General features: G+C 70.6%; 27 protein-coding genes. 20 read left to right on the top strand and 7 right to left on the bottom strand.

The features are described 5' to 3' along the window. Window positions 1-49 precede the first annotated feature (49 nt). The 4 genes from T8T21_RS13165 to T8T21_RS13150 all read left to right on the top strand — a co-directional run bounded on the left by T8T21_RS13165 (window position 50) and on the right by T8T21_RS13150 (window position 3,292). Window positions 50-1,006, top strand: a complete 957-nt coding sequence (locus T8T21_RS13165; RefSeq protein ID WP_322335909.1) for an aspartate carbamoyltransferase catalytic subunit — start codon at window positions 50-52, stop codon at window positions 1,004-1,006. After that, window positions 1,003-2,277, top strand: coding sequence for a dihydroorotase (gene pyrC / locus T8T21_RS13160; RefSeq protein ID WP_322335908.1), 1,275 nt, complete (start codon window positions 1,003-1,005; stop codon window positions 2,275-2,277). Before T8T21_RS13165 ends, pyrC begins: the two co-directional genes overlap by 4 nt. Next, entirely contained in the window at window positions 2,277-2,882 is a 606-nt protein-coding gene (plsY, locus tag T8T21_RS13155) for a glycerol-3-phosphate 1-O-acyltransferase PlsY (RefSeq protein WP_322335907.1), read from the top strand. The genes pyrC and plsY overlap by 1 nt, the downstream gene beginning before the upstream one ends. A gap of 104 nt (window positions 2,883-2,986) precedes the next feature. Beyond that, a complete protein-coding gene (locus T8T21_RS13150) occupies window positions 2,987-3,292 on the top strand; it encodes a TM2 domain-containing protein (RefSeq protein WP_322335906.1) in 306 nt (101 codons plus the stop codon). A gap of 13 nt (window positions 3,293-3,305) precedes the next feature. Here T8T21_RS13150 and T8T21_RS13145 read toward each other — a convergent pair whose 3' ends face one another. From T8T21_RS13145 to T8T21_RS13135, 3 genes are all read right to left on the bottom strand, one after another. Beyond that, window positions 3,306-4,676, bottom strand: a complete 1,371-nt coding sequence (locus T8T21_RS13145; RefSeq protein WP_322335905.1) for a glutamate--cysteine ligase — start codon at window positions 4,674-4,676, stop codon at window positions 3,306-3,308. A 115-nt stretch (window positions 4,677-4,791) separates the two neighbouring features. Then, a complete protein-coding gene (locus T8T21_RS13140; protein WP_183474652.1) occupies window positions 4,792-5,307 on the bottom strand; it encodes a hypothetical protein in 516 nt (171 codons plus the stop codon). 57 nt (window positions 5,308-5,364) lie between these two features. Then, complete coding sequence (locus tag T8T21_RS13135) at window positions 5,365-6,084, bottom strand: 16S rRNA (uracil(1498)-N(3))-methyltransferase (RefSeq protein WP_322335904.1); 720 nt, start codon at window positions 6,082-6,084, stop codon at window positions 5,365-5,367. Window positions 6,085-6,096: 12 nt separating this feature from the next. Between T8T21_RS13135 and ubiA the strand changes: the two genes are divergently transcribed. From ubiA to moaB, 6 genes are all read left to right on the top strand, one after another. After that, window positions 6,097-7,065: a 4-hydroxybenzoate octaprenyltransferase gene (gene ubiA / locus T8T21_RS13130; protein WP_322335903.1), complete on the top strand. Its 969-nt coding sequence runs from the start codon at window positions 6,097-6,099 to the stop codon at window positions 7,063-7,065. Between the two features lie 59 nt (window positions 7,066-7,124). Then, the gene (locus tag T8T21_RS13125; RefSeq protein ID WP_322335902.1) at window positions 7,125-9,101 is read left to right on the top strand and encodes an OmpA family protein; all 1,977 of its coding nucleotides are present in this window, start codon (window positions 7,125-7,127) and stop codon (window positions 9,099-9,101) included. A gap of 10 nt (window positions 9,102-9,111) precedes the next feature. Continuing rightward, a complete protein-coding gene (locus tag T8T21_RS13120) occupies window positions 9,112-9,438 on the top strand; it encodes a hypothetical protein (protein ID WP_183474648.1) in 327 nt (108 codons plus the stop codon). A gap of 102 nt (window positions 9,439-9,540) precedes the next feature. After that, on the top strand, window positions 9,541-10,335 hold the full coding sequence (locus T8T21_RS13115) for a uracil-DNA glycosylase (protein ID WP_322335901.1): 795 nt from the start codon (window positions 9,541-9,543) through the stop codon (window positions 10,333-10,335). Further along, the gene (locus T8T21_RS13110; protein WP_322335900.1) at window positions 10,332-10,952 is read left to right on the top strand and encodes a LysE family translocator; all 621 of its coding nucleotides are present in this window, start codon (window positions 10,332-10,334) and stop codon (window positions 10,950-10,952) included. Before T8T21_RS13115 ends, T8T21_RS13110 begins: the two co-directional genes overlap by 4 nt. A 2-nt stretch (window positions 10,953-10,954) precedes the next feature. Further along, window positions 10,955-11,482 (top strand): molybdenum cofactor biosynthesis protein B, encoded by a 528-nt coding sequence (moaB, locus tag T8T21_RS13105; protein ID WP_322337495.1) that lies wholly within the window; start codon window positions 10,955-10,957, stop codon window positions 11,480-11,482. On the opposite strand, the gene T8T21_RS13100 is transcribed toward moaB, so the two are convergent. Next, on the bottom strand, window positions 11,483-12,289 hold the full coding sequence (locus tag T8T21_RS13100; RefSeq protein WP_322335899.1) for a protein-disulfide reductase DsbD domain-containing protein: 807 nt from the start codon (window positions 12,287-12,289) through the stop codon (window positions 11,483-11,485). A 114-nt stretch (window positions 12,290-12,403) separates the two neighbouring features. Between T8T21_RS13100 and T8T21_RS13095 the strand changes: the two genes are divergently transcribed. Next, on the top strand, window positions 12,404-12,964 hold the full coding sequence (locus tag T8T21_RS13095) for a YqgE/AlgH family protein (protein ID WP_183474644.1): 561 nt from the start codon (window positions 12,404-12,406) through the stop codon (window positions 12,962-12,964). A gap of 81 nt (window positions 12,965-13,045) precedes the next feature. Here T8T21_RS13095 and T8T21_RS13090 read toward each other — a convergent pair whose 3' ends face one another. Next, on the bottom strand, window positions 13,046-13,603 hold the full coding sequence (locus T8T21_RS13090; protein ID WP_322335898.1) for a TlpA family protein disulfide reductase: 558 nt from the start codon (window positions 13,601-13,603) through the stop codon (window positions 13,046-13,048). Window positions 13,604-13,627: 24 nt separating this feature from the next. Between T8T21_RS13090 and argH the strand changes: the two genes are divergently transcribed. The 5 genes from argH to T8T21_RS13065 all read left to right on the top strand — a co-directional run bounded on the left by argH (window position 13,628) and on the right by T8T21_RS13065 (window position 19,365). Then, on the top strand, window positions 13,628-15,016 hold the full coding sequence (gene argH, locus T8T21_RS13085) for an argininosuccinate lyase (protein WP_322335897.1): 1,389 nt from the start codon (window positions 13,628-13,630) through the stop codon (window positions 15,014-15,016). Next, complete coding sequence (locus T8T21_RS13080) at window positions 15,013-15,141, top strand: hypothetical protein (RefSeq protein WP_322335896.1); 129 nt, start codon at window positions 15,013-15,015, stop codon at window positions 15,139-15,141. The genes argH and T8T21_RS13080 overlap by 4 nt, the downstream gene beginning before the upstream one ends. After that, window positions 15,138-15,443 carry a DUF2834 domain-containing protein gene (locus T8T21_RS13075; protein WP_322335895.1) on the top strand — a complete coding sequence of 102 codons (306 nt, stop codon included), beginning with the start codon at window positions 15,138-15,140 and terminating at the stop codon, window positions 15,441-15,443. The genes T8T21_RS13080 and T8T21_RS13075 overlap by 4 nt, the downstream gene beginning before the upstream one ends. Window positions 15,444-15,512: 69 nt before the next feature. Beyond that, window positions 15,513-16,778, top strand: coding sequence for a diaminopimelate decarboxylase (gene lysA / locus T8T21_RS13070; RefSeq protein ID WP_322335894.1), 1,266 nt, complete (start codon window positions 15,513-15,515; stop codon window positions 16,776-16,778). A gap of 58 nt (window positions 16,779-16,836) precedes the next feature. Beyond that, window positions 16,837-19,365, top strand: coding sequence for a TIGR02302 family protein (locus tag T8T21_RS13065; RefSeq protein ID WP_322337494.1), 2,529 nt, complete (start codon window positions 16,837-16,839; stop codon window positions 19,363-19,365). A gap of 10 nt (window positions 19,366-19,375) precedes the next feature. Here T8T21_RS13065 and T8T21_RS13060 read toward each other — a convergent pair whose 3' ends face one another. Beyond that, entirely contained in the window at window positions 19,376-21,046 is a 1,671-nt protein-coding gene (locus T8T21_RS13060; RefSeq protein ID WP_322335893.1) for a zinc-ribbon domain-containing protein, read from the bottom strand. 166 nt (window positions 21,047-21,212) lie between these two features. On the opposite strand from T8T21_RS13060, the gene T8T21_RS13055 reads away from it, so the two are divergent. The 4 genes from T8T21_RS13055 to T8T21_RS13040 are packed head-to-tail and all read left to right on the top strand — an operon-like array spanning window position 21,213 to window position 24,143. Beyond that, window positions 21,213-21,887 carry a cell division ATP-binding protein FtsE gene (locus T8T21_RS13055; RefSeq protein WP_183474638.1) on the top strand — a complete coding sequence of 225 codons (675 nt, stop codon included), beginning with the start codon at window positions 21,213-21,215 and terminating at the stop codon, window positions 21,885-21,887. Then, entirely contained in the window at window positions 21,884-22,789 is a 906-nt protein-coding gene (locus tag T8T21_RS13050; protein WP_322335892.1) for a cell division protein FtsX, read from the top strand. The genes T8T21_RS13055 and T8T21_RS13050 overlap by 4 nt, the downstream gene beginning before the upstream one ends. After that, a complete protein-coding gene (locus tag T8T21_RS13045) occupies window positions 22,786-23,538 on the top strand; it encodes a lysophospholipid acyltransferase family protein (RefSeq protein WP_183474636.1) in 753 nt (250 codons plus the stop codon). The genes T8T21_RS13050 and T8T21_RS13045 overlap by 4 nt, the downstream gene beginning before the upstream one ends. Further along, window positions 23,538-24,143, top strand: coding sequence for a pyridoxamine 5'-phosphate oxidase family protein (locus T8T21_RS13040; protein WP_322335891.1), 606 nt, complete (start codon window positions 23,538-23,540; stop codon window positions 24,141-24,143). Before T8T21_RS13045 ends, T8T21_RS13040 begins: the two co-directional genes overlap by 1 nt. A 58-nt stretch (window positions 24,144-24,201) precedes the next feature. Here the strand turns inward: T8T21_RS13040 and T8T21_RS13035 are convergent, their stop codons facing one another. Then, window positions 24,202-25,164 carry an acetyl-CoA carboxylase carboxyltransferase subunit alpha gene (locus T8T21_RS13035; RefSeq protein WP_322335890.1) on the bottom strand — a complete coding sequence of 321 codons (963 nt, stop codon included), beginning with the start codon at window positions 25,162-25,164 and terminating at the stop codon, window positions 24,202-24,204. Window positions 25,165-25,278: the final 114 nt, after the last annotated feature.

Raw genomic sequence — 25,278 nt, 5'->3', positions numbered from 1 at the left:
AACCGCGCAGGCCCCCTATAAGGCGCGCGCAGCATCCCGGAGCCCGCCCATGACCTTCCGCGCCCGTCATCTCCTGGGGATCGAACCCCTGCACCCGACGGAGATCACCGAGCTTCTCGACACCGCCCAGCGCTATGCCGAGCTGAACCGGCAAGGCCGCGCCCCGCGCGACGTGCTGGCCGGTCTCACCCAGATCAACATGTTCTTCGAGAACTCGACCCGGACGCAGGCGAGCTTCGAGATCGCCGGCAAGCGGCTCGGGGCCGACGTGATGAACATGGCGATGCAGGCCAGCTCGCTGAAGAAGGGCGAGACGCTGATCGACACCGCGCTGACGCTCAACGCGATGCGCCCCGATCTGCTCGTCGTGCGCCATCCCAATTCCGGCGCCGTCGACCTACTGGCCCAGAAGGTGAACTGCGCGGTGCTGAACGCGGGCGACGGGCGGCACGAGCATCCGACGCAGGCGCTCCTCGACGCGCTGACCATCCGCCGCGCCAAGGGGCGGCTGCACCGGCTTTCGATCGCGATCTGCGGCGACATCGCCCATAGCCGCGTCGCGCGCTCGAACATCATGCTCTTGGGCAAGATGGAGAACCGCATCCGCCTGATCGCGCCGCCGACGCTGATGCCGTCGGGCGTGGCCGAGTTCGGCGTCGAGGTCTTCGACGACATGGAGGAGGGCCTAAGGGACGTCGACGTGGTGATGATGCTCCGGCTCCAGAAGGAGCGCATGGATGGCGGTTTCATCCCCTCCGAGCGCGAGTATTTCCATCGCTACGGCCTCGATGCCGCGAAGCTGGCCCATGCCAAGCCCGACGCCATCGTGATGCATCCCGGCCCGATGAACCGGGGTGTTGAGATCGACGGCACCATCGCCGACGACATCAATCGCAGCGTGATCCAGGAGCAGGTGGAGATGGGCGTCGCGGTGCGCATGGCCGCGATGGACCTGCTGGCGCGCAACATGCGCGCGGCCCGAGACCAGACCGGAGTGATGGCATGAGCATCCTTTTCACCAATGCCCGGCTGATCGATCCCGAGCGCGGCGAGACGCGCGGCGCCCTTCTGGTCGAGGCGGGCCGCATCAAGGCGGTCATCGAGAGCGGCGATCTTCCGCAGGCGGCCGAGGTGATCGACTGCCGCGGCCACTGCCTCGCGCCGGGCATCGTCGATCTCGGGGTGAAGGTCTCGGAGCCCGGCGAGCGCCACAAGGAGAGCTTTGCCTCCGCCGGCCGCGCGGCGGCGGCGGGCGGCGTCACCACGATCGTTACTCGCCCCGACACGCTCCCCGCGATCGACACGCCCGAGACGCTCGAATTCGTGGTGCGCCGCGCCCGCGAGGACAGCCCGGTCCGGGTGCTGCCGATGGCCGCGCTCACCAAGGGCCGCGAGGGCCGCGAGATGACCGAGATCGGTTTCCTCAAGGATGCCGGCGCGGTGGCCTTCACCGATTGCGACCGGGTCGTCACCGACACCAAGGTGTTCTCGCGCGCCCTGACCTATGCCCGTTCGCTCGGCGCGCTGGTGATGGCGCATGTGCAGGAGCCGGGCCTGTCGAACGGCGCCGTCGTGACCTCGGGCAAGTTCGCCTCGCTGCGTGGCCTGCCGGGCGTGTCGCCGATGGCCGAGCGCATGGCGCTCGACCGTGACATCGCGCTGCTGGAGATGACGCGCGCGCGCTACCACGCCGACCAGATCACCACTGCCCGCGCCCTGCCCGCGCTTGAGCGCGCCAAGAACAACGCGCTCGACATCACGGCGGGCGTCTCGGTGCATCACCTGACCCTCAACGAGTTCGACGTCGCCGACTACCGCAGCTTCTTCAAGCTCAAGCCGCCGCTGCGGGCAGAGGAGGACCGGGTCGCGGTGGGCGAAGCACTGGCCTCGGGGCTGATCGACATCCTGTGTTCGATGCACACCCCGCAGGACGAGGAATCGAAGCGCTTGCCCTTCGAGGAAGCGGCGTCCGGCGCGGTCGGGCTGGAGACGCTTCTGCCCGCCTCGATGCGGCTGGTGCATGGCGGCGTGATCGATCTGCCGGGGCTGTTCCGGGCGCTGTCGCTCAACCCCTCCAAGCGGCTCGGCCTCGAGACCGGCCGGCTGGCCAAGGGCGCCCCCGCCGATCTGGTCTGGTTCGACCCCGACGCCCCATTCGTGCTCGATCGGGCCACACTGCGCTCGAAATCGCGCAACACCCCCTTTGATGGCGCCCGGCTCGAAGGCAGGGTGCTCGGGACCTGGATGGCAGGTCGGAGCGTAACGGAGACCCGCTGATGCCCTTGATGGAAAGCCCGACCGCCCTGCTGATCCTCTGGGCTGTCATCGGCTACCTGCTGGGCTCGATCCCGTTCGGCCTCGTCGTCACGCGGGCGATGGGTCTGGGCGACGTGCGGGCCATCGGCTCGGGCAATATCGGCGCGACCAACGTGCTGCGCACCGGCTCCAAGGGCGCGGCGCTCGCGACGCTGCTGCTCGATGCGGGCAAAGCCATCGCCGCCGTCATCCTGGCCCGGATCTTCGCCGCGGAGGACGCCGCGCAGATCGCCGGCGCTGCCGCCTTCGCCGGGCATTGCTACCCGGTCTGGCTGCGGTTTCGCGGCGGCAAGGGCGTGGCGACGATCCTCGGCCTGCTGATCGCTCTGAGCTGGCCGGTGGGCCTCGCGGCCTGCGCCACCTGGCTCGTCGCGGCCTTTGCCTTCCGCTATTCCTCGCTCGCCGCGCTGCTCGCCGCCGGGCTGGCGCCGGCTTGGGCGCTGCTGCTTGGCGAGGGACGGATCGTGCTTCTGGCTATCGTGCTCGCGGCGATCCTTTATGCCCGCCACGCCGCCAACATCGCGCGGCTCCGGGCCGGGACCGAGCCGCGGATCGGCGCGAAATAGCCTGTTTCCGAGCAGTCGATTGCATCAGCGCACCGAAACGGCGATGGTCCCGGCACCGCGCGGGAGAGGTGCGGCACGACCCTGAACGCCGGAGCGGCCCCGACATGACCGAGACGCCGCGACAGCCGGAGACGCCGATGGAGGGCCGCAAGAGCCTCTCGACGGCGCTGCTGCTCGCCCTGTTCCTCGGCCCCTTCGGGGCGCATCGCTTCTACATGGGCCGCCGTGGCAGCGCGACGATGATGCTGATGCTGGCGGTCACCATCGCAGGGCTCTTGGTCTGCCTGGCCTGGCTCATGATCGACCTGCCGCGCATCCCCGCGATGATCCGCCAACACAACGCCGCCCTCGCGCAGCGCCGCGCGATCGAAAGCCGCGCCAGGGCGCATGGCTTCCCGGCGCTGAGCTGAAGGCGGCAGCGCCTCAGTACGAGTGCGCCGCGTAGATCCGGCTCAGATCGCCGTTCCACTCGCCATGATACTCGGCCAGCAGCTCGTCGGCTGGGGTGCGGCCGGTCTCGACGCTTTCCTTGAGCGCGGCGAGGAAATGGGTCTCGTCGGGCACCAGCCCGCCATTTCCCGGCCGGGCGCGCGACTTGAGGCCAATCTCGGCGATCTCCACCGCCTGACGCGCCAGATCGTGCATCGACAAGTCACCGACCCGCGCCTGCAGCCCCTGCTCGGAGGCCGCCACGCGCAGCGCCTCGCGGGTCTCGGCGTCCCAGCCCTTCACCATGTCCCAAGCGGCGTCGAGCGCGCCCGCGTCATATGTCAGGCCGACCCAGAAGGCGGGCAGCGCGCATAGCCTACGCCACGGGCCGCCATCGGCGCCGCGCATCTCGATGAACTTCTTGACCCGCGCCTCGGGGAAGACCGTGGTCAGGTGGTCGGCCCAGTCCGACAGAGTCGGCTTCTCGCCCGGCAGCGCCGGCAGTTTGCCCTTGAGGAAATCGCGGAAGGACTGGCCCAGCGCGTCGATGTATTTCCCGTCGCGGTAGACGAAGTACATCGGCACATCGAGCACCCAGTCGACGTAGCGCTCGAAGCCCATGCCATCGTCAAAAGCGAAGGGCAGCATGCCGGTGCGCGAATCGTCGAGGCCGCGCCAGATTCGCGAGCGCCAGGACTGCATGCCGTTGGGCTTGCCCTCGAAGAAGGGCGAGTTGGCGAAGAGCGCGGTGGCCACTGGCTGTAGCGCCAACGCGACGCGCAGCTTCTTGACCATGTCGGCCTCGGAGGAGAAATCGAGATTCACCTGCACCGTGCAGGTGCGGTACATCATCTGCTTTCCATGGGTGCCGACCCGGTCCATGTAGTCGGTCATCAGCCGGTAGCGCCCCTTGGGCATCATCGGCATCTGGTCCTGCGTCCATTCCGGCGCGGCGCCGAGCCCGATGAAGCCCACACCGATCTCGTCGGCGACCTCCTTCACCTCGGCAAGATGGCTGTTCACCTCGTCGCAGGTCTGGTGGATCGTCTCTAGCGGCGCGCCCGACAGCTCGAACTGCCCGCCCGGCTCGAGGCTGATATTGGCGCCGTCGCGCTCTAGCCCGATCAGCTTGCCCTGCTCCTCGACCGGCGACCAGCCAAAGCGGTCGCGCAGCCCCTCGAGCATGGCGCGGATCGAACGCGGCCCCTCATAGGGCAGCGGCAGCTGCGTATCCCGGCAATAGCCGAACTTCTCGTGCTCGGTGCCGATGCGCCAATCGGCCTCGGGCTTGCAGCCGGAGGCCAGGTATTCGGCGAGCTGGGAGTGATGCTCGATCGGCCCGCCGCCGGACTGGGGGATGGACATGGGCGTGGCTCCTATCGTGCAAGGCGGGGCTACAGGTGTCGCGCATGGGCGCCCAAGTCAATGGTCGGGCGGTGCGGTTTCGCGCGCGGAGCCTGCGCGCCGCCGCACCTTGCCGTCAGACCGGTGCGAGCCGCGCGGGCCGGGTCCAGACAGTGACGACGTCGCGGGCCTCGCCGTTGAGCAACTCGATCATCGGTCCGCGCTTCAGCCCCGGCAGCGCGGAGAAGGCGTCGAACAGCGCCTCGGCGCCCTCCGCGGTCACCGGGATCGCCAGCACCTCGGAGCCGGTTTCCAGCAGCCAGTGGGCCGGGGTGCCGCGCCGATCGAGTCTGAGCCGCCGCACCGCGTCGAGATCGACCGTGCCGCCGGTCAGCGGCCCCATATAGGCCACGCGGCCCTCGTCGATCTTCAGGATGCCGGGCCCCTGCCCCTCCTGTCGGAAGCGCCAGCGCTGCACGCCGCCCACGACGAGCCCCGCGCCCAGCGCGACGAGACCCCAGCCCAGCCATTGCAGGATGCCGAAGCTGGTGAGCGCCCACCACAAGCCGAGCGCCGCCACGCCGATCCCGGCGATCACCTCGCGCCCGCGCCACAGCGCCGCGCGCGCCTCGGGGCGCAGCAACTCAGCCATCGCAGCGCTCGACCTTGCCGGTCTTGGCGGCGTCCGACCACGGAAACGCAGGACAGCTCACCGCCAGTCCCCGAGCGTCGTCTGCCACAGCGTCAGTGCCGCGACCGCCGCCGTATCGGCGCGCAGGATGCGCGGGCCGAGGCTCACCGGATGGGCATGATCGAGCCCGCGCAGCCGCGCCCGCTCCTTGTCCGAGAACCCGCCCTCGGGCCCGATCAGCACCGCCCAGGGCCCCGGCGCGTTCGGCAGCCTTCCGGTTTCGCCCACCAGCGTCTCGTCGCAGAACATCAGGCTGCGCTCTTGGGGCCAACCGTCGAGCAGCTTTGCCAGCTTCACCGGCTCGGCTACCTGCGGCACATAGGTGCCGCCGCATTGCTCGGCAGCCTCGATGGCATGGGCCTGCAGCCGATCGACGCGCACGCGCTCGGAATTGGTGAACTCGGTCAAGACGGGGACGATCCGCCCGGCGCCCATCTCGGCGGCCTTCTCGACGATGAAATCGGTGCGCGCCTTCTTGATCGGCGCGAAGCACAGCCACAGATCGGGCGGCGGCTGCAAGGGGCGGGTCTGCGCACCGATCTCCAGCGTGCCGCCCCGCTTGCTCGCCTGCGCGATGGTCGCGTCGAACTCGCCCGAGCGGCCGTCGAAGACCGAAATGACCGCCCCGGGGCCAAGCCGCATCACCCCCGAAAGGTAATGCGCCTGCGCCGCCTCGAGCGGAACGGTTTGCCCTTCGGCCAGAGGGTGATCTAGAAACAGCCGGACCTTGGATGCCATGGGGCGGACCATATGAAAGCGGCGGATCGGATGCCAGAGGCCGAAGAGGGCAGCGTCGCTGACGCGGTGGCGGGCAATTGGGTGGATCGCCTCGCGCCGCGCCCCACCCGCCCCTATCTGCGGCTGAGCCGCGCCGACCGCCCGATCGGCACATGGCTGTTGCTGCTGCCCTGCTGGTGGGGGCTGCTGCTGGCGGCACTTTCCACCGGGCGCTTCGGCCTCGAGGGCGCCTGGATCGCCATTGGCTGCGCCCTGGGGGCGTTCCTGATGCGCGGCGCGGGCTGCACGTGGAACGACGTGACCGACCGGCATATCGACGGCTCGGTCGCGCGCACCCGCTCGCGGCCGATCCCGTCGGGGCAGGTGCGGGTGGTGCAGGCGCTGATCTGGATGGCGACGCAATCGCTGATCTCGCTGATCATCCTGCTCACCTTCGACTGGGCCGCGATCTGGCTCGGTGTCGCCTCGCTGATCCCGGTGGCGATCTACCCCTTCGCCAAGCGCTTCACTTGGTGGCCGCAGGTCTTTCTCGGCCTCGCCTTCAACTGGGGCGCCCTGCTGGCTTGGGCGGCGCTGGCCGGGTCGTTGTCCTGGGCGCCGTTGGTGCTCTACCTGTCGGGCATCGCCTGGACGCTGTTCTACGACACGATCTATGCCCATCAGGACGCCGAGGACGACGCGCTGATCGGCGTGAAATCCACCGCCCGGCTGTTCGGCGACCGCTCCAAGGTCTGGCTGCGCGGGTTTCTGGTGGCGACGGTGCTGCTGATGGGTCTCGCAGTGCTGCTGGCCACACGCGACCGTTCGGTGCTGTCGCTGGTCGTGGCGCTGGGCGGGCCCTGGGCGATGGGCTGGCACATGGCCTGGCAGCTGACGCGTTTCGACCCGTCCGACAATGCCGGGCTGCTGCGGCTGTTCCGCTCGAACCGCGACGCGGGGCTTCTTCCCTTGCTGTTTTCCGCCGTGGCCTTGGCGCTGTGATTGATCTGGGCTGCCCCGCGCCCTAGAAGGCGCGGGTCGCAACAAGCCCGGAGCCCCGGATGCGCCTGCCGCCACTCGCCGCCGCCCTGACCGCCTTCGCCCTCGCCGGCGGGGTTTCGGTCATTGCCGCACGTACCGCCGTCGCCGTGGTCGAGGACGTCTCGGTGGGCGAGGTGCGCGCCGCATTGGCCGCGCAGGGACATGACTGGGCCAGCGTTCAGGGCGACGGGCTGCAGGTGATCCTCGAAGGCGCCGCCCCGACCGAGGCGATGCGCTTCCGCGCGATTTCGGCGGCCGGCGCCATCGTCGATGCGAGCCGGGTGATCGACAACATGCAGGTGGTCGAGGCCGAAACCCCGCCGCCCCCCGATTTCGCGATCGAGATCCTGCGCAACGACAGCGGCGTGTCGCTGATCGGCCTGATCCCGGCGGCAACCGACCGCGCCGCGCTGATCGCCCAGATGGAGCGCGCCGCCGACGGCCTGCCGGTGAGCGACCTGCTCGACGTCGCCGACCACCCGGTGCCGGAACACTGGGCCTCGGCTCTGCGCTATGCCGGACGGGCGCTGGAGACGCTGCCGCGCTCCAAGCTTTCGGTCCGACCCGGCCGGGTCCGGGTCGAGGCGATCTCCGACAGCCCCGAGGCGCAGCGCAAGCTGGAAGCAGATCTGACCCGGCTCAAGCCGGACACGGTGCGCCTCGCGCTCCGGATCAGCGCGCCGCGGCCGGTCATCACTCCCTTTGCCACGCGCTTCGTGATCGACGAGCAGGGCCCGCGCTTCGAGGCCTGCTCGGCCGACACGCCGGAAGCTATGGCCACGATCATCCGCGCCGCCACCGAGGCCGGGGCCGGCGATGACGTCGACTGCACTTTGGGACTCGGGGTGCCGTCGGGCCAATGGGGCGAGGCGGTCGCGACCGGCGTCGCCGCGCTGGCCGAACTGGGCGGCGGCAGCGTCACCTTCTCGGATGCCGATGTCGCCCTGATCGCGGCGCAGGGCACCGATCCCGCGCTGTTCGACCGGGTCGCGGGCCGGCTGGAGAACGACCTGCCCGATCTCTTCGCGCTCGAGGCGGTGCTGCCCGAGGCCCCCGAAGCGCGGCCCGAGGGCGCGCCCGAATTCACCGCGAGACTGGCCGAGGCAGGCGAGCTGCGACTCGCCGGACGTCTGCCCGACCAGCTCGCCGCCACCACGGTCGAGAATTTCGCCCGCGCCCGCTTCGGCGGTGACGACCTGAAGCTGGCGACCCGGGTTACCGGCGGGCTGCCGGGCGACTGGTCGATGCGGGTGCTGGCAGGGCTGGAGGCGCTGTCGATGCTCGCCGTGGGCGAGCTCGATGTCGGCCCCGACACGCTCGCCATCACCGGGCGCACCGGCAGCAAGACCGCACGCGCTGACATCGCCGGGCTGCTGGCCGACAAGCTGGGCCGCGGCGCCGATTTCGACATCGAAGTCGCCTATGAGGAGCGGCTCGACCCGATCGCGGGCCTGCCCAGCCCCGAGGAATGCCTGCGCCAGATCGCCTATGTCACGGCCGACACCAAGATCACCTTCGACCCTGGCTCGGCTACCATCACAGCCGAGGCCCGTCCCGTGGTCGACGACATCGCCGAGATCGTGCGTCGCTGCCCAGAGCTCGAGATCGAGGTAGCGGGCTACACCGACAGCCAGGGCCGCGACGAGATGAACCTCGCGCTTAGCCAGAAGCGCGCCGACGCCGTGGTCGAGGCGCTGCGCCGCGCCCGCGTGCCGGTGGCGGGCTTCACCGCCAAGGGCTATGGCGAGGCCGACCCGATCGCCGATAACGACACCGCCGATGGCCGCGAGGCCAACCGCCGGATCGAGTTCCGGCTCAGCGGCGCGCAGGCCGCCACCATGGCCGAAGCCACGACCGAGGATGGCGATGAGAGCGGCGAAGACGCCCCGGCGGCCCCGGTGCAGGAGGCGCAGAGCATCGACGCCGACGCGCCGCAGGCGATGGAGCGCCCGGCCTTCGGGCCGCGTGCGCGCCCCACAGACGATTCAGACGACTAGGGACGGGAACGTGAACAGAACCGAGTTCATCATCGCCACGGCGGTCATTCTTTTTGCCGCTTTCGCCCTCGGCTGGTTCGCCAGCTGGCTGGTGAACCGCTTCACCCGCGTCACCCGCGCCGATATCGGCGAGCTGGACCGCATGGCGCAGGCGCTGCACGAGGCCGAGGAGACCCGCGATCAGGCGATCGCCTATCTCGAGGAGCGCGAGGCCGAGCTGACCGGCCAGCTCAAGCAGTCCGAGGCCGAGCTGCGCGCCGCGATGGAGGCGCTGCGCGAGGCCCGTCACGAGGCCGAGGATCTGCGCGGCTGGATCGAGCGGCACAACGTCGGCTGAGCCGCGGCTTCTCAGACCGGCGCATGATCGAACGGGTGACCTCCCCCTGCCCCCGCATTCGCCCCCTGCCATCCCGGCGCGATCCGGCATAGCCTGCGCCCCATGGAATCGGCACTGGACTACTGGCGCGCGCGGGCGCTGCTCGACTGGCAGATCGAGATCGGCGCGGACGAGGCGATTCTCGACGCGCCGCTCGACCGCTACACGCTGACCGATGCCCGGCCGGCGGTGGCGCCGGCCCCGGGCGCCGCGACGGCGGCCCCTGCCCCGGTCCGCATCGAGGAGCCCGATCCGGTGGCGCTGGCCACCGAGGCCGCCCGGGCCGCGCCCGACCTCGACGCGCTCGCCGCGGCGATGGAACGGTTCGAGCATTGCGACCTGCGCCGTGGCGCCCGCAGCTTCGTCTTCTCTGGCGGCCGCGCCGGTGCGCGGGTGACGCTGCTGCTCGACCCGCCGCGCCGCGACGAGGATCGCGCCGGCACACCGGTGGCGGGTCCTGCCGGGCGGCTGCTCGAGCGGATGCTCGCCGCGATCGGTCTGTCGGTAGATGCGCCGGATATGGAGCGCGCGGTCCACATGGTGCCAGTGCTGCCCTGGCGCGTGCCGGGCGACCGTGCCCCCGATCCGGGCGATCTCGCGATGATGCGCCCCTTTCTCGACCGGCATGTCGAGCTGGCCGACTCGGAGATCCTTGTGGTGATGGGCTCCGTCGCCTGCGCCGCGCTGATGAAGGGTGGCGGGCTGCATCGCCTGCGCGGGCGCTGGGGCGACCTCATGGGCCGACCGGCGCTGCCGATCTTTTCGCCCGCACATCTGATCGCCAACCCTGCGGCCAAGCGCGAGGCTTGGGCCGACCTACTCGCGCTCAAGACGCGCCTCGACGGAGCCCGGACATGATCGACCCCCTTGTGCTGCTCGCCTTCCTGCCGGCGGCGCTCGCGCTCAACCTGACGCCGGGCGCGGACATGATGTTCTGCCTCGGCCAGGGCCTGCGCGGCGGCCCGCGCGCGGCGCTCGCCGCCGATGCCGGAATCGCGCTGGCGGTGATGGGCCATGTGACGCTGACGGGTCTCGGCCTCGGCGCCGCCGTCGCGGCGCTGCCATGGCTCTTCGACGCGATCCGCTGGATCGGCGTCGGCTACCTGCTCTGGCTGGCCGCGACCGCGCTGCGCGGCGGCGGCGCCGCGCCCGAGGAATTGCCCGCAATTCGTCCGTCGCGCGCCTTCCGGCAGGGCCTCGTCGTCAACCTCACCAATCCCAAGGTGATCCTGTTCGTGCTGGCCTTCCTGCCGCAATTCACCGATCCTGCCCGCCCGGTTCTGCTCCAGTTCCTAGCGCTCGGCGCGGTGCTCTCGCTGGGCGGGCTGGTGGTCAACGGCGCGGTGGGCGTGTTCGCCGGTGGCGTCGGGCGGCGCCTCGCCGGCTCGGCCGGATTCAACCGCTGGCTCGGCCGGATCTCGGCCACGATCTTTGCCGGGCTGGCGCTGCGTCTCGCGGCGATGTCGCGGGCATGAGCATGGCGCGCGACTTCATCCCCGTGCGGATCGCCGTTCTCACCGTCAGCGACACGCGAGACGCATCCGAGGACCGGTCCGGCGACACGCTGGTCGAGCGGATCGAAGCGGCGGGGCACCTGCTCGCCGCTCGCGACCTGCTGCGCGACGACCGCGCGGCGATCGCGGAGCGCCTGCGGAGCTGGTGCGCCGATCCCGGCATCGACGTGGTGATCTCGACCGGTGGCACCGGGCTGACCGGGCGCGACGTGACGGTCGAGGCGCATCGCGATGTCTACGAGAAGGAGATCGACGCCTTCGGCACGGTCTTCACCATCGTCTCGATGAACAAGATCGGCACCTCTGCCGTGCAGAGCCGGGCCACCGGCGGCGTCGCGAACGGGACCTATCTCTTTGCCCTGCCCGGCAGCCCCGGCGCCTGCCGCGACGCTTGGGACGAGATCCTCGTCCGCCAACTCGACTATCGTCACAAGCCCTGCAACTTCGTGGAAATCCTGCCCCGGCTCGACGAGCATCTCCGGCGCAAGTGATCAGGCCGGGGGACAGCCCCTGAACTCGACCGCCTCGCCGTCGCCGATCACCGTGATCACCAGCGCCGAGCGGTCGAGCGCGACCGGCCCCTTGCCGACATGCTCGATCCGGGTCTCGGCGCTGATCTCGTCGCCCGCCCGGCGCATCTTCACCGGGGCGGCCCACAGCGCCGGGTCGCCGGTCTCGACCACCACCGCGCGCGCACCGGGCATGGCGGGGATCTCGGCCCACAGGGCGATGCCCTTGGCAGCGGGGCCGACCGTGCAGCGCGCCGTGCCGAGCCCGGCCTCCTCGGGCGTCATCGCCCGGTCCGCCAGAGCCAGCGCCAGCGCCGGATCCCGTGTCTCGCTCATCGGCAGATCGGCAGCGAAGTCGAGCGCGACCGGCACGCAGACGTCCTGGCAGACGCCCAGCTCCAGCACCCCCTCGATCCGCACCGGGGCACCCGCACGGGCAGGCGCGATCTCGACCGGCAGCACCACCTGATCGGAATAGCCGTAGGTCTCGAAACCACCGACATGGAAGATCTCGGGCACCGGCCAGTGGAAGGCGGCGCCCGCGACATTGCGCGAGCCCTGCCAGTCGACCAGAGGCGGGATGCCCGCCTCGCCCGGGGCGCGCCAATAGGTCTTCCACCCTTCGGCGAGGGTGATCCGGAAGCCGGCAAACTGGGTACCGTCCGCATCGCGCCAGCCGGGCAGCAGATCGAGCCGCACGATGTCGTCGACCGGCCCGGCGGGGGCGGCGGCGGGCAGCAGCGATCCGAGGGCGAGGAGCAGCGGCGCGAGGAAGAAGGGGCGTGTCATGACCGCAGTGATGACCGCGCGCCCGCACGAAGGAAAGTCACGTCGGCGCGAGAGCGCCGCATCCCGCCCCTTGATCGTGTGCCCCGCGCATCACATCATCGGGGGATGGAAGCCATGAACCCCGACCTGAGCGGCAAGCTCCTCATCGCGATGCCCGGCATGGGTGACCCGCGCTTCGACCACGCGGTGATTTTCATCTGCGCCCATTCCGAGGAAGGGGCGATGGGGCTGATCGTCAACAAGCCCGCGACCGAGGTGCGGTTCTCGGACCTGCTCGAACAACTCGAGATCACCGCCGATCCCGGCATCCGCGACATTCGCGTACATGTCGGCGGCCCGGTGGAGGAAAGCCGGGGCTTCGTGCTGCACACGACCGACTACGCCTCGGATCAGGGCACGCTGCAGGTCGACGAGAGCACGGCGATGACCGCGACGCTCGACGTGCTCGAGGAGATCGCGCATGGGCGCGGGCCGAAATTCTCGCTGCTGGCGCTGGGCTATGCCGGCTGGGGGCCGGGCCAGCTCGAGGACGAGCTGGCGCAGAATGGCTGGCTGATCGGCGAGGCGCAGCACGCCGTGGTCTTCGGCCGCGCCAACGAACACAAGTGGTCCGCCGCGCTCAAGGGCCTCGGCATCGACCCGCTGAGCCTGTCGCCCACCTCGGGCACCGCCTGAGCAGCGGGGCGCGGCAGGCGCGCCCCTCCTCCGAAAAATTCTGTGGATTTTCGGAGTCCGCCATCGCGGCGGAGGGCGACGTCAGCTGTCGTATTCGCCCGCGATTACCGCCTCGAGGATCGCCCGCGCGCTGTCCGAGGACCAGTCGGCCTCGCCCTGAAGCCGCGCGATCTCGCGGCCCTCGGCATCGAGGATCAGCGTCACCGGCAGGCCAAGCACGCCCATGTCGCGGGCCAGCGACTGGCGCGGGTCGCGGTGGCGCGGCAAATCCTCGGCGCCGATCTCGGACAGGAACCGCTCCATCGCGACCGGCTCGTTGCGGCCCGTGGCGATGGTGACCACCTCGAATTCCGGCCCGCCCAGCGTTTCCTGGAGGGCGGCAAGCTGCGGCATCTCCTCGCGACAGGGCGCGCACCAGGTGGCCCAGAAATTGACCAGGACCGGCTTGCCCGCAAAGTCGCCGAGCGTGATCTCGCCGCCCTCGGCGCTCTCGAACGGCACCTCGGACCCGGCCCGCGGCTCGGCATGCACCGCGAGCTTGCGCATGTCGCCCTCGCGCAGCGCTTCGATCTCGGCGGGACCGGCGTTTGCAAGGCCCGTGGCCGCCATGTAAAGACCGAGGATGATGACGCTGCGCATGTGACTTCCCTTGAGGACCCAAAGATGACCGAGAGCTCCAACGCGATGTGGGGCGGCCGTTTCGCCGCCGGGCCGGATGCGATCATGGAGGCGATCAACGCCTCGATCGGCTACGACCGGCGCCTGGCGCCGCAGGACGTCGAGGGCTCCCGTGCCCATGCCGCGATGCTCGCGGCGCAGGGCATCATCGAGCCTAAGGATGCGGAGGAGATCAGGAAAGGCCTGCTCACGGTCTTGTCAGAGATCGAAGCCGGGACCTTCGAATTCTCCACCGCGCTCGAAGACATTCACATGAACGTCGAGGCCCGGCTCAAGCAGCTGATCGGCGAACCGGCGGGGCGTCTGCACACCGCGCGCTCGCGCAACGACCAGGTCGCGACCGACCTGCGGCTGTGGGTGCGCGACCAGTGCGACGCCGCCGACCAGGCGCTCAAGGCGCTGATCGAGGCGCTGCTGGGCCAGGCCGAGGCGGGCGCCGACTGGGTGATGCCGGGCTTCACCCATCTGCAGACCGCGCAGCCCGTCACCTGGGGCCATCACATGATGGCCTATGTCGAAATGTTCGGCCGTGACCGCACCCGCTTTGCCAATGCCCGTGCGCTGATGAACGAAAGCCCGCTCGGTGCCGCCGCGCTCGCCGGCACCTCCTTCCCGATCGACCGCGAAGCGACGGCGCAGGCGCTCGGCTTCGACCGCCCGATGGCCAACAGCCTCGACGCGGTCTCGGACCGCGATTTCGCGCTCGAGTTCCTGTCGGCCGCGACGATCTGCGCGATGCACCTGTCGCGGCTGTCGGAGGAGCTGGTGATCTGGTCCTCGGCGCAGTTCCGCTTCGTCGCCATGTCGGATCGCTGGTCGACCGGCTCCTCGATCATGCCGCAGAAGCGCAACCCCGACGCCGCCGAGTTGATCCGCGCCAAGATCGGCCGGATCATGGGCGCCAACGTGGCGCTGCTGACGGTGATGAAGGGGCTGCCGCTGGCCTATGGCAAGGACATGCAGGAGGACAAGGAGCAGGTCTTCGACGCCGCCGACAACCTGATGCTGTCGCTCGCGGCGATGACCGGGATGATCGCCGACATGACGGCGCAGCCCGACAATCTGCGCGCCGCCGCCGCCTCCGGTTTCTCCACCGCGACCGACCTCGCTGACTGGCTGGTGCGCGAACTCGGCCTGCCCTTCCGCGAGGCGCATCACGTCACCGGATCGCTGGTGGCGCGGGCCGAGGAAAAGGGCTGCGACCTGCCGGAGCTGACGATCGAGGACATGAAGGCCGTGCACGAGGGCATCACCGAAGATGTGTTCGGCGTGCTGACGGTCGAGAACTCGGTCGCCTCCCGCACCGCCTATGGCGGCACCGCCCCCGCCAATGTCCGCGCCCAGATCGCGCGCTGGCGGGACGCGCTGAAGTGAGGCTCGCGTTTCTGGCGCTGGTGCTGCTGGCCGCCTGCGGCGCAGGCGGCGTGCCCGAGGCGCCCGGCGCCACGCTGCCCTATGGTGAGACCGGCACCGATCGTCGCCTGGGCGGGCTGCCGTGAGGTGGCTCTGGCTGGCGCTGGCGATCTGGGGCGCGCTGCACCCGATGCGCTGGTTCGTCGCTTGGTTCGCGCAGAACGGATATTCCTGGTCGGGGCTGTTCGCCGCCTGGCGGGCCAACCCGGCCACGACGGGGCTGATGTGGGACGTCACCATCGCCGGGGTGGCGCTGACGATCTGGATCCTCTCGGAGGTGCGGGTGCGCCGCAACTGGGAGGCGCTTGCCGCGATTCCCGCGACGATCCTGATCGGCGTCGGCTGCGGCCTGCCGCTCTACCTGTTCCTGCGCACCCGGCCATTGTGACGCCGCGCCGCTGGCGATTGCGGCCCGATCTGCTAAGACGCGGCGCATATCGGCAAGCGGAGCGGGACCTTGGACCATTTTCTCTATCGTGACGGCCAGCTGATGGCCGAGGACGTCTCGATCTCCGAAATCGTGGCCGAGGTCGGCACCCCGGTCTACGTCTACTCGGCCGCGACGCTGCTGCGCCACTTCAAGCTGTTCGAGGAAGCGCTGGACGGCATGCCGCATCTGATCTGCTTCGCGGTGAAGTCGCTGGGCAACGTCGCGGTGCTCAAGCTTCTGGGCGAGGCGGGCGCCGGCATGGATATCGTTTCGGGTGGGGAATACGCCCGTGCCCGCGCCGCCGGCGTGCCGGGCGAGCGGATCGTCTTCTCGGGCGTCGGCAAGACCCGCGACGAGATGCGCATGGCGCTCGAAGGCGGCATCCGCCAGTTCAACGTCGAGAGCGAGCCCGAACTGCGAGCACTGTCGGAAGTGGCGAGCGGGCTGGGCCGAACGGCGCCGATCACCATCCGCGTCAATCCCGACGTCGACGCCAAGACCCACGCCAAGATCGCCACCGGCAAGTCCGAGAACAAGTTCGGCATCCCGATCAAGCGGGCGCGCGAGGTCTACGCGCTGGCCGCCGCCCTGCCCGGCATTGAGGTGATCGGCATCGACGTGCATATCGGCTCGCAGCTCACCGAGCTCGCGCCCTTCGAGGCGGCCTTCACCAAGGTCGCCGAGCTCACCGAGACGCTGCGCGCCGATGGCCACGACATTCGCCGCCTCGATCTCGGCGGGGGCTTGGGCATCCCTTATGAGCGGGTCAACGAGGCGCCGCCGCTCCCCTTCGACTACGGCGCGCTGATCCGGCGCACGGTCGGCCATCTGGGCTGCGAGATCGAGATCGAGCCGGGCCGTCTGGTCGCCGGCAATGCCGGGCTGCTGGTCAGCCGGGTGATCTATGCGAAATCCGGCGAGGGCCGCGACTTCCTGATCCTCGATGCCGCGATGAACGACCTGATCCGCCCGGCCATGTACGAGGCGCATCACGACATCATCCCCGTGGCCGAGGCCGCGGCGGGGGCCGAGACCCGACCTTGGGACATCGTCGGCCCGGTCTGCGAGACCGGCGACACCTTCGCGCGCGGCCGCGAACTGCCGCCGGTGGCCGAGGGCGACCTCGTGGCCTTCCGTTCCGCCGGGGCCTATGGCGCGGCGATGGCGAGCGAGTACAACGCCCGGCCGCTGGTGCCGGAAGTGCTGGTACGGGATGATCAATTCGCGGTTATCCGCCGCCGCCCGAGCTATGACGAAATGATCGCGCGCGATAGCATCCCCGAATGGCTATGATGGAGACGATCCCGCAACGCCACGGAGCACCCGGACCCTGACCGAGACCCGCGATCCCCTGTCGCATCTGAAACGCCCTGCCGCGCTGACCCGCGCCGGGATGGTGGCCGAACGGCTGCTGCGCGCCTTCTGGCCGCTCTGGACGGTGATCGCGCTGGCGCTGGCGCCGCTGATCGCGGGCTGGCAGGACCGGCTGCCGGTCGAGGCGTTCTGGGGCTGGGCGGTGCTGGCGATCCTCGGCGGGCTTGCCGGTCTCGGCTGGGGTCTCTGGCGGTTCCGCTGGCCCTCCCGCGCCGAGGCGCTCGACCGGCTTGACCGCAGCCTGCCCGGACGGCCGGTATCGGCGCTTCTGGATGCGCAGGCGACGGGCCGAGGCGATAGCGGGGCCGAGGCACTCTGGGCCGCGCATCAGGAACGGATGCGGGCGCGCAGCGCCAACGCACCTGCCGCCCGTCCAGATCTGCGCCTCGCGGCGCGCGACCCCTTCGGCCTGCGCTACATCGCGCTGCTGTTTCTGCTGACAGCGCTGCTGTTCGGCTCGGTCTGGCGGCTGGGATCGGTCACCGCGCTGACGCCTGGCGGCACGGATGGGCTGGCGCAGGGCCCGGTCTGGGAAGGCTGGATCGAACCGCCCGCCCATACGGGCCAGCCGGCCCTCTACCTCGCCGACCAGCCGCCCGGCGCGCTCGCGGTTCCCGAGAACAGCGAGATCACCGTGCGGCTCTATGGCGAGATCGGCGCGCTGACCCTGTCGGAGACCGTCTCGGGCCGCACCGGCGAGCTGCCTGCCGCCTCGGCGCCCGAGCAGTCCTTCACCGTCATCCGAGACGGCCGGATCGCGATCGACGGGCCGGGCGGCGCCGAATGGGAGGTGCGGGCGATCCCCGACGCCATGCCGCAGGTTTCGGTCGCCGGGCCGCTGGACACCGCCGGCCCGGGGCAGATGACACTGCCCTTCCGGGCCAGCGACGACCACGGCGTGGTCTCCGGCCAGGCGAGTATCACCCTCGATGTCGAGGCGGTGGAGCGGGCCCATGGTCTGGTGGCCGAACCCGATCCGCGCGAGGCGCTGGTGGTCGACCTCCCGATGCCATTCACCGGAGACCGCCGCGAGATCGAGGAAATCCTCGCAGGCGATTTTTCCGAGCATCCCTTTGCCAACATGCCGGTCCGGATCACGCTCGAGGTGACCGACGCGGCGGATCAGACCGGCGCGGCGCAGCCCTACCCCGCCACCCTGCCCGGCCGCCGCTTCTTCCAGCCGGTCGCCCGCGCCGTGGCCGAGCAGCGGCGCGACCTCTTGTGGTCGCGCGACAATGCCGGTCGGGTGGTCGACCTGCTGCGCGCGGTGTCGCATCGGCCCGAGGAGGTGTTCCCGGACGAGGCCACTTATCTGCGGCTGCGGGTGGCGCTGCGGCGGCTCGACACGCTGCGCCGGGCTGAAGGCGGGCTTACCGTCGAGGCGCAGGACGAGATCGCGAAGGCGCTGTGGGACCTCGCGGTGCAGCTCGAGGACGGCACGCTGGCGGATGCGCGCGAACGGCTGCGCCGGGCGCAGGAGCGGCTCGCCCAGGCGATGCGGGACGGCGCCAGCCCCGACGAGATCGCCGAGCTGATGGACGAGCTGCGCGCAGCCACCGACGAGTATCTGCGGATGCTGGCCGAGAACGCGCAGCCGGCCGAGGACGGGCTCGACGAGCCCCAGACCGGCCAGGGCGAGAGCATGGAGATCACCCAGGACGAGCTCCAGGCGCTGATGGACCGGATCCAGGAGCTGATGGAAGAAGGCCGGATGGCCGAGGCGGCCGAGCTGATGGAGCAGCTCAACCGCATGATGGAGAACCTGCAGGTGGCGCAGGGTGAGGGCAGCGGCCCTTCCACGCCGGGGCAGCGCTCCATGCAGGACCTGCAGGAGTCGCTGCGCGATCAGCAGGAGCTTTCGGACGAGGCGTTCCGTGAGCTGCAGGACCGCTTCAACGGCCGCAGCGGCCAGCCGCAGGGGCCCCAAGGCCAGCCCGGCCAGGGTCAGCAAGGTCAGCAGGGCCAGGACCAGCCGGGCCAGGGTCAACCCGGCGAGGGCGACATGCCGGGCCCGGGCAGCCTCGCGGATCGCCAGCAGGCGCTGCGCGACGAACTGGCGCGCCAGCGCGGTGCCCTGCCCCGGCTGGACGGCGATGCCGCGCGCCGCGCGGAGGAGGCGCTCGACCGGGCCGGCCGGGCGATGGACGGGGCCGAGGAGGCGCTGCGGCGCGACGATCTTGCCGGGGCGATCGACCGTCAGGCCGAGGCGACCGAGGCGCTGCGCGGCGCCGCGCGCGAGCTCGGCGAGGCGCTGGCCCAAGGCGAGCGGGGCGAGCCGGGAGAGCCCGGCGAGGGGCAGCGCGGCGACGGCGCCGGACAGCGCGACCCGCTGGGCCGCGACACCGCCGGTCGCGGTGGCGCCGGCACCGACGATTCGATGCTCGAAGGCACCGACCCGGCGCGACGTGCCGAGGAACTGCTGGGAGAGATTCGCCGGCGCGCCGCCGAGCGCGAACGCCCGCGCGCCGAGCGCGACTATCTCGAAAGGCTGCTCGACCTGTTCTGAGCGCTGTGCCTCAGCCCAGCGCCTCCAGCAGATCCCGCATCCAGCTGTCGAGTTGCAGGCGCAGCCCGTCGACCGAGGCGGCATAGGCGGACAGGACCGGCTCCAGCGGTGGCAGGGCCGCGCCCAGGCGACCGGCATGCGAGTAGGTGAGGGCCGCCGCCGCCGCCAGCAGCAGCGCGATGCCGAAGCCCAGCCGGAAGCCCCGACCGTGCTGCGAATGGGTCACCTCGCCGCCGGTGGTGGCCGGGCGCGGCGTGGCGTGGCGCAGGCTGGAGTTGATCTCCTCGATATCGGGCAGAAGATCGCGCCGGGTCACCGCGCCGGTCGATGCCGCCGCCGTCGCGGCCCGCGCCCGCGCCGCGTCGTGCGGCTCCGGGTTCGGCGCTGGGGGCACCGTCGCCAGTTCGGGCTCGGGCTCGGGCTCGGGCTCGGGCTCGGGCTCGGGCTCGGGCTCGGGCTCGAAGCGGTCGTCTTCTCTGTCGACTTCGTCAAGATCCTCAGGTTCCGCCTCGAAGGGCTCATCTTCCGAACGCTCCGCGACGCGGTCGGTCAACCAAGGGACGGACTCCTGTGCGATATCCTCGCCATCATCCTCCGGATCGACGCCGAGCGAGTCCCCCAGATCATCGTCCCAGTCGGAATCGTCTTCGGAATGCCCGTCATCCACCGCACGGGCGGACGGCGTTTCAGTCGCGACCTGCTCCGTGCCTTCGTCCATTCCGTCGGCAGGCGGTTGCGGGGCATCGAACTCCCGCGTCGCTGTCGGGGTCATCGGCGCGTCCGCTTCCGCGCGCGGATCCTCTCCCGGCGCCTCGTCGAACGGCTCCGCGGCGGTATCGTCATCCATCGGGATGATCGGCCGATCCACCGGGGCCGGCATGGCTTCGGGCTCCGGCCAAGCCACGGCTTCGGTCGCGCTTATGGGTTCGGCTTCGTCTTCGTCCCCGGCCGCCTGCGCGTCCTCCGCCTCCGTCGCCGTCAGTTCGGGCGCGTCAGGCTCCATCTCGCCCGTCAAATCGGCCTCGTCATCCTCCAGCGCCGTCTCGACCGGCTCAGCGGTCGGCTCAGCAAAAGCGGGTGCGACCGACTCCGGCTCGGGAGAAGGGCCGTTGCCGTCTTCCGGCTCCGCTTCCGCCTTATTCTCGCTCGCAGGCTCGGCCGCCTCCGTCGCGGGCTCTGCGGGCTTGGGCTCCGCATCCTGCTTCAACGTGGCAGCGAAGGCGTTCCAGTCGAAGTCGGGCTCGTCCTCGTCCTCCCAGACCTCGCTTTCCGGCAGCTTCTCCGCACCCAGTTTTGCCGCCTCATCGGCGCCCCGGTTTTCGGCAAAGGCGATCTCGGTGTCGTCCTCCTTGCCCTCCTCCCCGAACAGCTCAGTGGCGGCCTGCTCTTCCTCGCTCTCTTCCGCCACCTCTTCGGTGGCGGGCGCCTTCGTGTCCTGGGCGCCCCCTGCTCGCCGCGCCGCCGCCTCGCGGGCGGCCTCGGCGCGCAGGATCTCGGCGATCTCGGGCGTGATCGTGCTGCGCGGGCCCGCCGCGGCGACCGGGGCCGGCTTGGGTTCGGCTTCGGGCTTGGCCAGCCAGGTCACGCCGCAATTCGAGCACTGCACGTCGCGCCCCTCGGCGGGAACCGCGTCGCGGGCCACCTCGTATTGCGCGCCGCAATTCGGGCAGGTCAGTCGCATTCGTATCATCCCCTCGCGCCCGGGCCGGACCGGCTACCGGGCCAAACTAGCCCCACGCCGCCGCATCGCCAAGAACGCGCCGCCCGGCGGTGCCCCGATGATGCAGCGCTGCAATTGCAACCCCGGCGCCGGTCGGGCAGAAGGAAGCGAGAGACAGGGGACGGCAGTGATCGAGCTTCGGGACGTGGCCTATAGTTACGGCGGCGGAGAATTGTTCTCCGGCCTGTCGCTGTCGCTCGCGCCCGGATCGTTCCATTTCCTCACCGGCCCCTCCGGCGCGGGCAAGACCACCCTGCTCAAGCTGTGCTACGGCGACCTGGTGCCGACCTCGGGCGAGGTGGCGTTCTGGGGTGAGGCCACGACCGGCATGGCGCGTGACGCGCTGGCGCTGAACCGCCGGCGGATTGGCGTGGTGCATCAGGACTGCCAGTTCCTCGACCATCTGCCGCTGGCCGAGAACGTGGCGCTGCCGCTCACCGTCGCGGGACGACACCACGAGGCGGCGGCCTACCTGCCCGACCTGCTGGGCTGGGTCGGGCTGACCCGCCACGCCGAGCGCCGACCGCCGGAACTGTCGGGCGGCGAACGACAGCGCGCGGCGCTGGCCCGCGCCGTCATCATGTCGCCCGAGGTGATCATCGCCGACGAGCCGACCGGTAACATCGACTGGGAGATGTCGCAGCGGCTGCTGTCGCTGCTTGTCGAGCTCAACCGCATGGGCAAGGCGGTGCTGATCGCCACCCACGACCTCAATCTGATCCGGGCCGCCAAGGCGCAGGTCTCGGTGCGCACGCTCAGGCTCAAGGACCGGCAGCTGATTGCCGCGGGGGCGGATCTATGAGCGCGCTGCGCATGGCGCTGTCGCTGCTGGCGGGGGACGTGCAGGCCGATCGCTCGGTGCCGCCCACCGGCTTCACCGCCCGGCTCACCCTGTTCACCGCCACCGCCATGGCGCTGCTGGCGGTGTTCGCGCTGGCGCTATCGCTGGCCGCCGGCCGGCTCGCGACGCGTTGGTCCGACGAGCTGTCGCAAAGCGCGACGCTGCGGATCTCGGCTCCGGCCGAACAGATGGACGCGCAGGTCGCCGCCGCGCTGGAACTGCTGCGCACCACGCCGGGCGTCGCCTCGGCCCGGGCGCTGGACAGCGAAGAGGAGCAGGCCTTGCTGACACCATGGTTCGGACCCGATCTGCCGCTCGACGCGCTCGCGATTCCCCGGCTGATCGAGGTCGTCGAGGAAGGCCGCGGCTTCGATGCCACCGGCCTTCGGGCGCGGCTGCAGGCCGAGGTGCCCGGCGCCGTGCTCGACGATCACACCCGCTGGCGCGCGCCGCTGGTCGCCGCCGCCGGACGCCTGCGCGGCATGGGCGCGCTTGCGCTGCTGCTGATCGGCGCGGCGACGGCGACGATGATCACGCTGGCCGCGCATTCGGCGCTTTCGGCCAATGCCCAGGTGATCAGGGTGCTGCGGCTGGTGGGCGCGCGCGACGCCTATATCGCCCGCGCCTTCGTCCGCCGTTTCACGCTGCGCGCGCTGGCAGGGGCGGGCCTCGGCACGGTGCTGGGCGGGCTGCTGGTCGCACTGCTGCCGGGCGGCGGCGACGACAGCGGCAGCGTGCTCACCGGGATCCGCTTTGCCGGGGCGCAGTGGCTGTGGCTGCTGACGATTCCGCCGCTCGCCGCGGTCGTCGCCTTCGGTGCGACCCGGCTCGCGGCGCGCCGGATGCTGGAGCGGCAGTCATGAGCCGCCTCGCCTATGGCTGGCGCTGGCTGCGCAGCCTCCTGTTCAGCGTGCTGATCTACGCCGCGATGCTGCCGATCGCGCTGGCCTACCTGCCCTGGGCGCTTCGCAGCCGCGACGGCGCGGTGGCGGCCGCGCATCGCTGGTGCGCCTTCGTGCGCTGGCTGGCGTACTGGCTGCTGAACCTGCGCACCGAGATCCGCGGCACGCCGCCCGAGGGCGAGGTGCTGATCGCGGCCAAGCACCAGAGCTTTCTCGACATCATCCTGATCTACGGCGCAGTGCCGCGCGGCCGCTTCATCATGAAGAAGGAACTGGTCTACGCGCCGATCCTCGGCCAGATCGCGCTGCGCATGGGCTGCGTGCCGGTCGACAGGGGCCGCCGTGGCGCCGCCATCAAAAAGATGATGGAAGAGGTCCGCGCCGGACGGGACGACCCGGGCCAGCTGATCATCTATCCGCAGGGCACCCGCGTCGCGCCGGGCGTCGTCGCCCCCTACAAGATGGGCACCGCCGCGCTCTATCGCGAGCTGGGCCAGCCCTGCGTGCCGGTGGCCTGCAACGTGGGCGTATTCTGGCCCCGGCGCGGCGTTATGCGCCGCCCCGGCACAGCGATCATCGAGTTCCTGCCCGAGATTCCGCCGAACCTGCCGCCGAACCTGTTCATGCAGCAGATCGAGGAGGCGGTCGAAACCCGCTCGGACGCGCTGATGGCCGAGGCCGGCTTCCCGCTCGCGCTCAAGGAAAGCTGATGCGCGTCATCGAGACCGTCGCGGCCCTCGAAGCCCTGTACGAGCGCAAGCCCGCAGGCGCGTCCCTCGCGAAGGTCACGGATCGGCTGACACCGGCGCAGGCGCGCTGGATCGCCGCGGCGCGGTTCTGCGTGCTGAGCACCGTGGGTCCGGAAGGCACCGATGCAAGCCCGCGCGGCGATGACGGCGCGGTGGTGCGGATCGCCGACGACCGAACGCTGATGCTGCCGGACTGGCGCGGCAACAACCGCATGGATTCGCTGCGCAACATCGTCCGCGACGGGCGCGTGAGTCTGATGTTCCTCGTCCCCGGTGCCACCAGCGTGATGCGCGTCAATGGCCGCGCCGTGGTTAGCGACGACCCCGAACTGACCGCGCGCTTCGCCCATGAGGGCAAGCACCCGCGCTCGGTGATCGTGGTGACGGTGGCCGAGGCCTACCCGCAATGCGCCCGCGCGGTGATGCGCTCGGGGCTGTGGACACGCGGTGACGAGAGCGGTGACCTGCCCAGCGTCGGCGAAATGTTGGCAGAGGCGATGGCCGGCTTCGACGGCGACGCCTATGACCGCGAATGGGCGGAGCGGGCGAAGACCACGATGTGGTAAGGCCCGGCGTTTCCACCGGGCCTTTGGTATCTTTTCAGTTTGAACGGGATGGCGCGCCTCAGGCGGCCAGCCCCTTCGAGCCGAGATCGAGGTACTTCTTGCGACGATCGGCGCGGATCGCCTTGCCCTCCATGCCCTTCATCTCGTCGAGCATCTTGCCGATCTCGCGGCCCACCGCGTCGATCGCCGCGTTCGCGTCGCGATGCGCGCCGCCCAGCGGTTCGGCGACGATCCGGTCGCAGACACCCAGTTCCTTGAGCTCCTGCGCGGTCAGGCGCAGCGCCTCGGCGGCCTCGCGCATCTTCTCGGAATCCTTCCACAGGATCGAGGCGCAGCCTTCGGGCGAGATCACCGAGTAGATCGAATGCTCGAGCATCGCCACGCGGTTCGCCGTGGCGAAGGCCACCGCACCGCCCGAGCCACCCTCGCCGATGATGACGGAGACCAGCGGCACCTCGATCTGCAGGCACTTCTCGGTCGAGCGCGCGATCGCCTCGGACTGGCCGCGCTCTTCCGCGCCCTTGCCCGGATAGGCGCCGGGCGTGTCGACCAGCGTCACCACTGGCAGGTTGAAGCGATCCGCGAGATCCATCAGCCGGATCGCCTTGCGATAGCCCTCGGGGCGCGCCATGCCGAAGTTGCGCTCGATGCGCGACTTGGTGTCGTTGCCCTTCTCGTGGCCGATCACCACCACCGGACGGCCGTCGAAACGCGCCAGGCCGCCCATCACCGAATGGTCGTCGGCAAAGTTGCGGTCGCCGGCGAGCGGCGTGTACTCGGTGAAGAGCCGCTCGATGTAATCCTTGCAATGCGGCCGCTCGGGATGGCGCGCGACCTGGCATTTGCGCCAAGGCGTCAGGCTGCCATAGAGCTGGACCAGCATGTCGCGGCTCTTGCGGTCGAGCGCGGCGGCTTCCTTTTCGACGTCCATTTCCGGGCTGCGACGGGCCAGCGCGCGCAGCTCCTCGGCCTGGCCCTCGATCTCAGCGAGCGGCTTCTCGAATTCGAGGTAGATGGTCATGCGAAGGCCCCTGCGTTTGCTCGTGACGCCGTATATGACGCGTCGGGCGAAGCCATGCAACTCGCCGCCGCTTGACGCCGCGCTCCCCCATGCCACCCTACGGTTCCCGCCGCG

It is taken from the genome of Limimaricola variabilis, from assembly GCF_034371605.1.
Taxonomy (GTDB): Bacteria; Pseudomonadota; Alphaproteobacteria; order Rhodobacterales; family Rhodobacteraceae; genus Limimaricola; species Limimaricola variabilis.
This window is presented reverse-complemented; position numbering and strand designations above follow the sequence as displayed.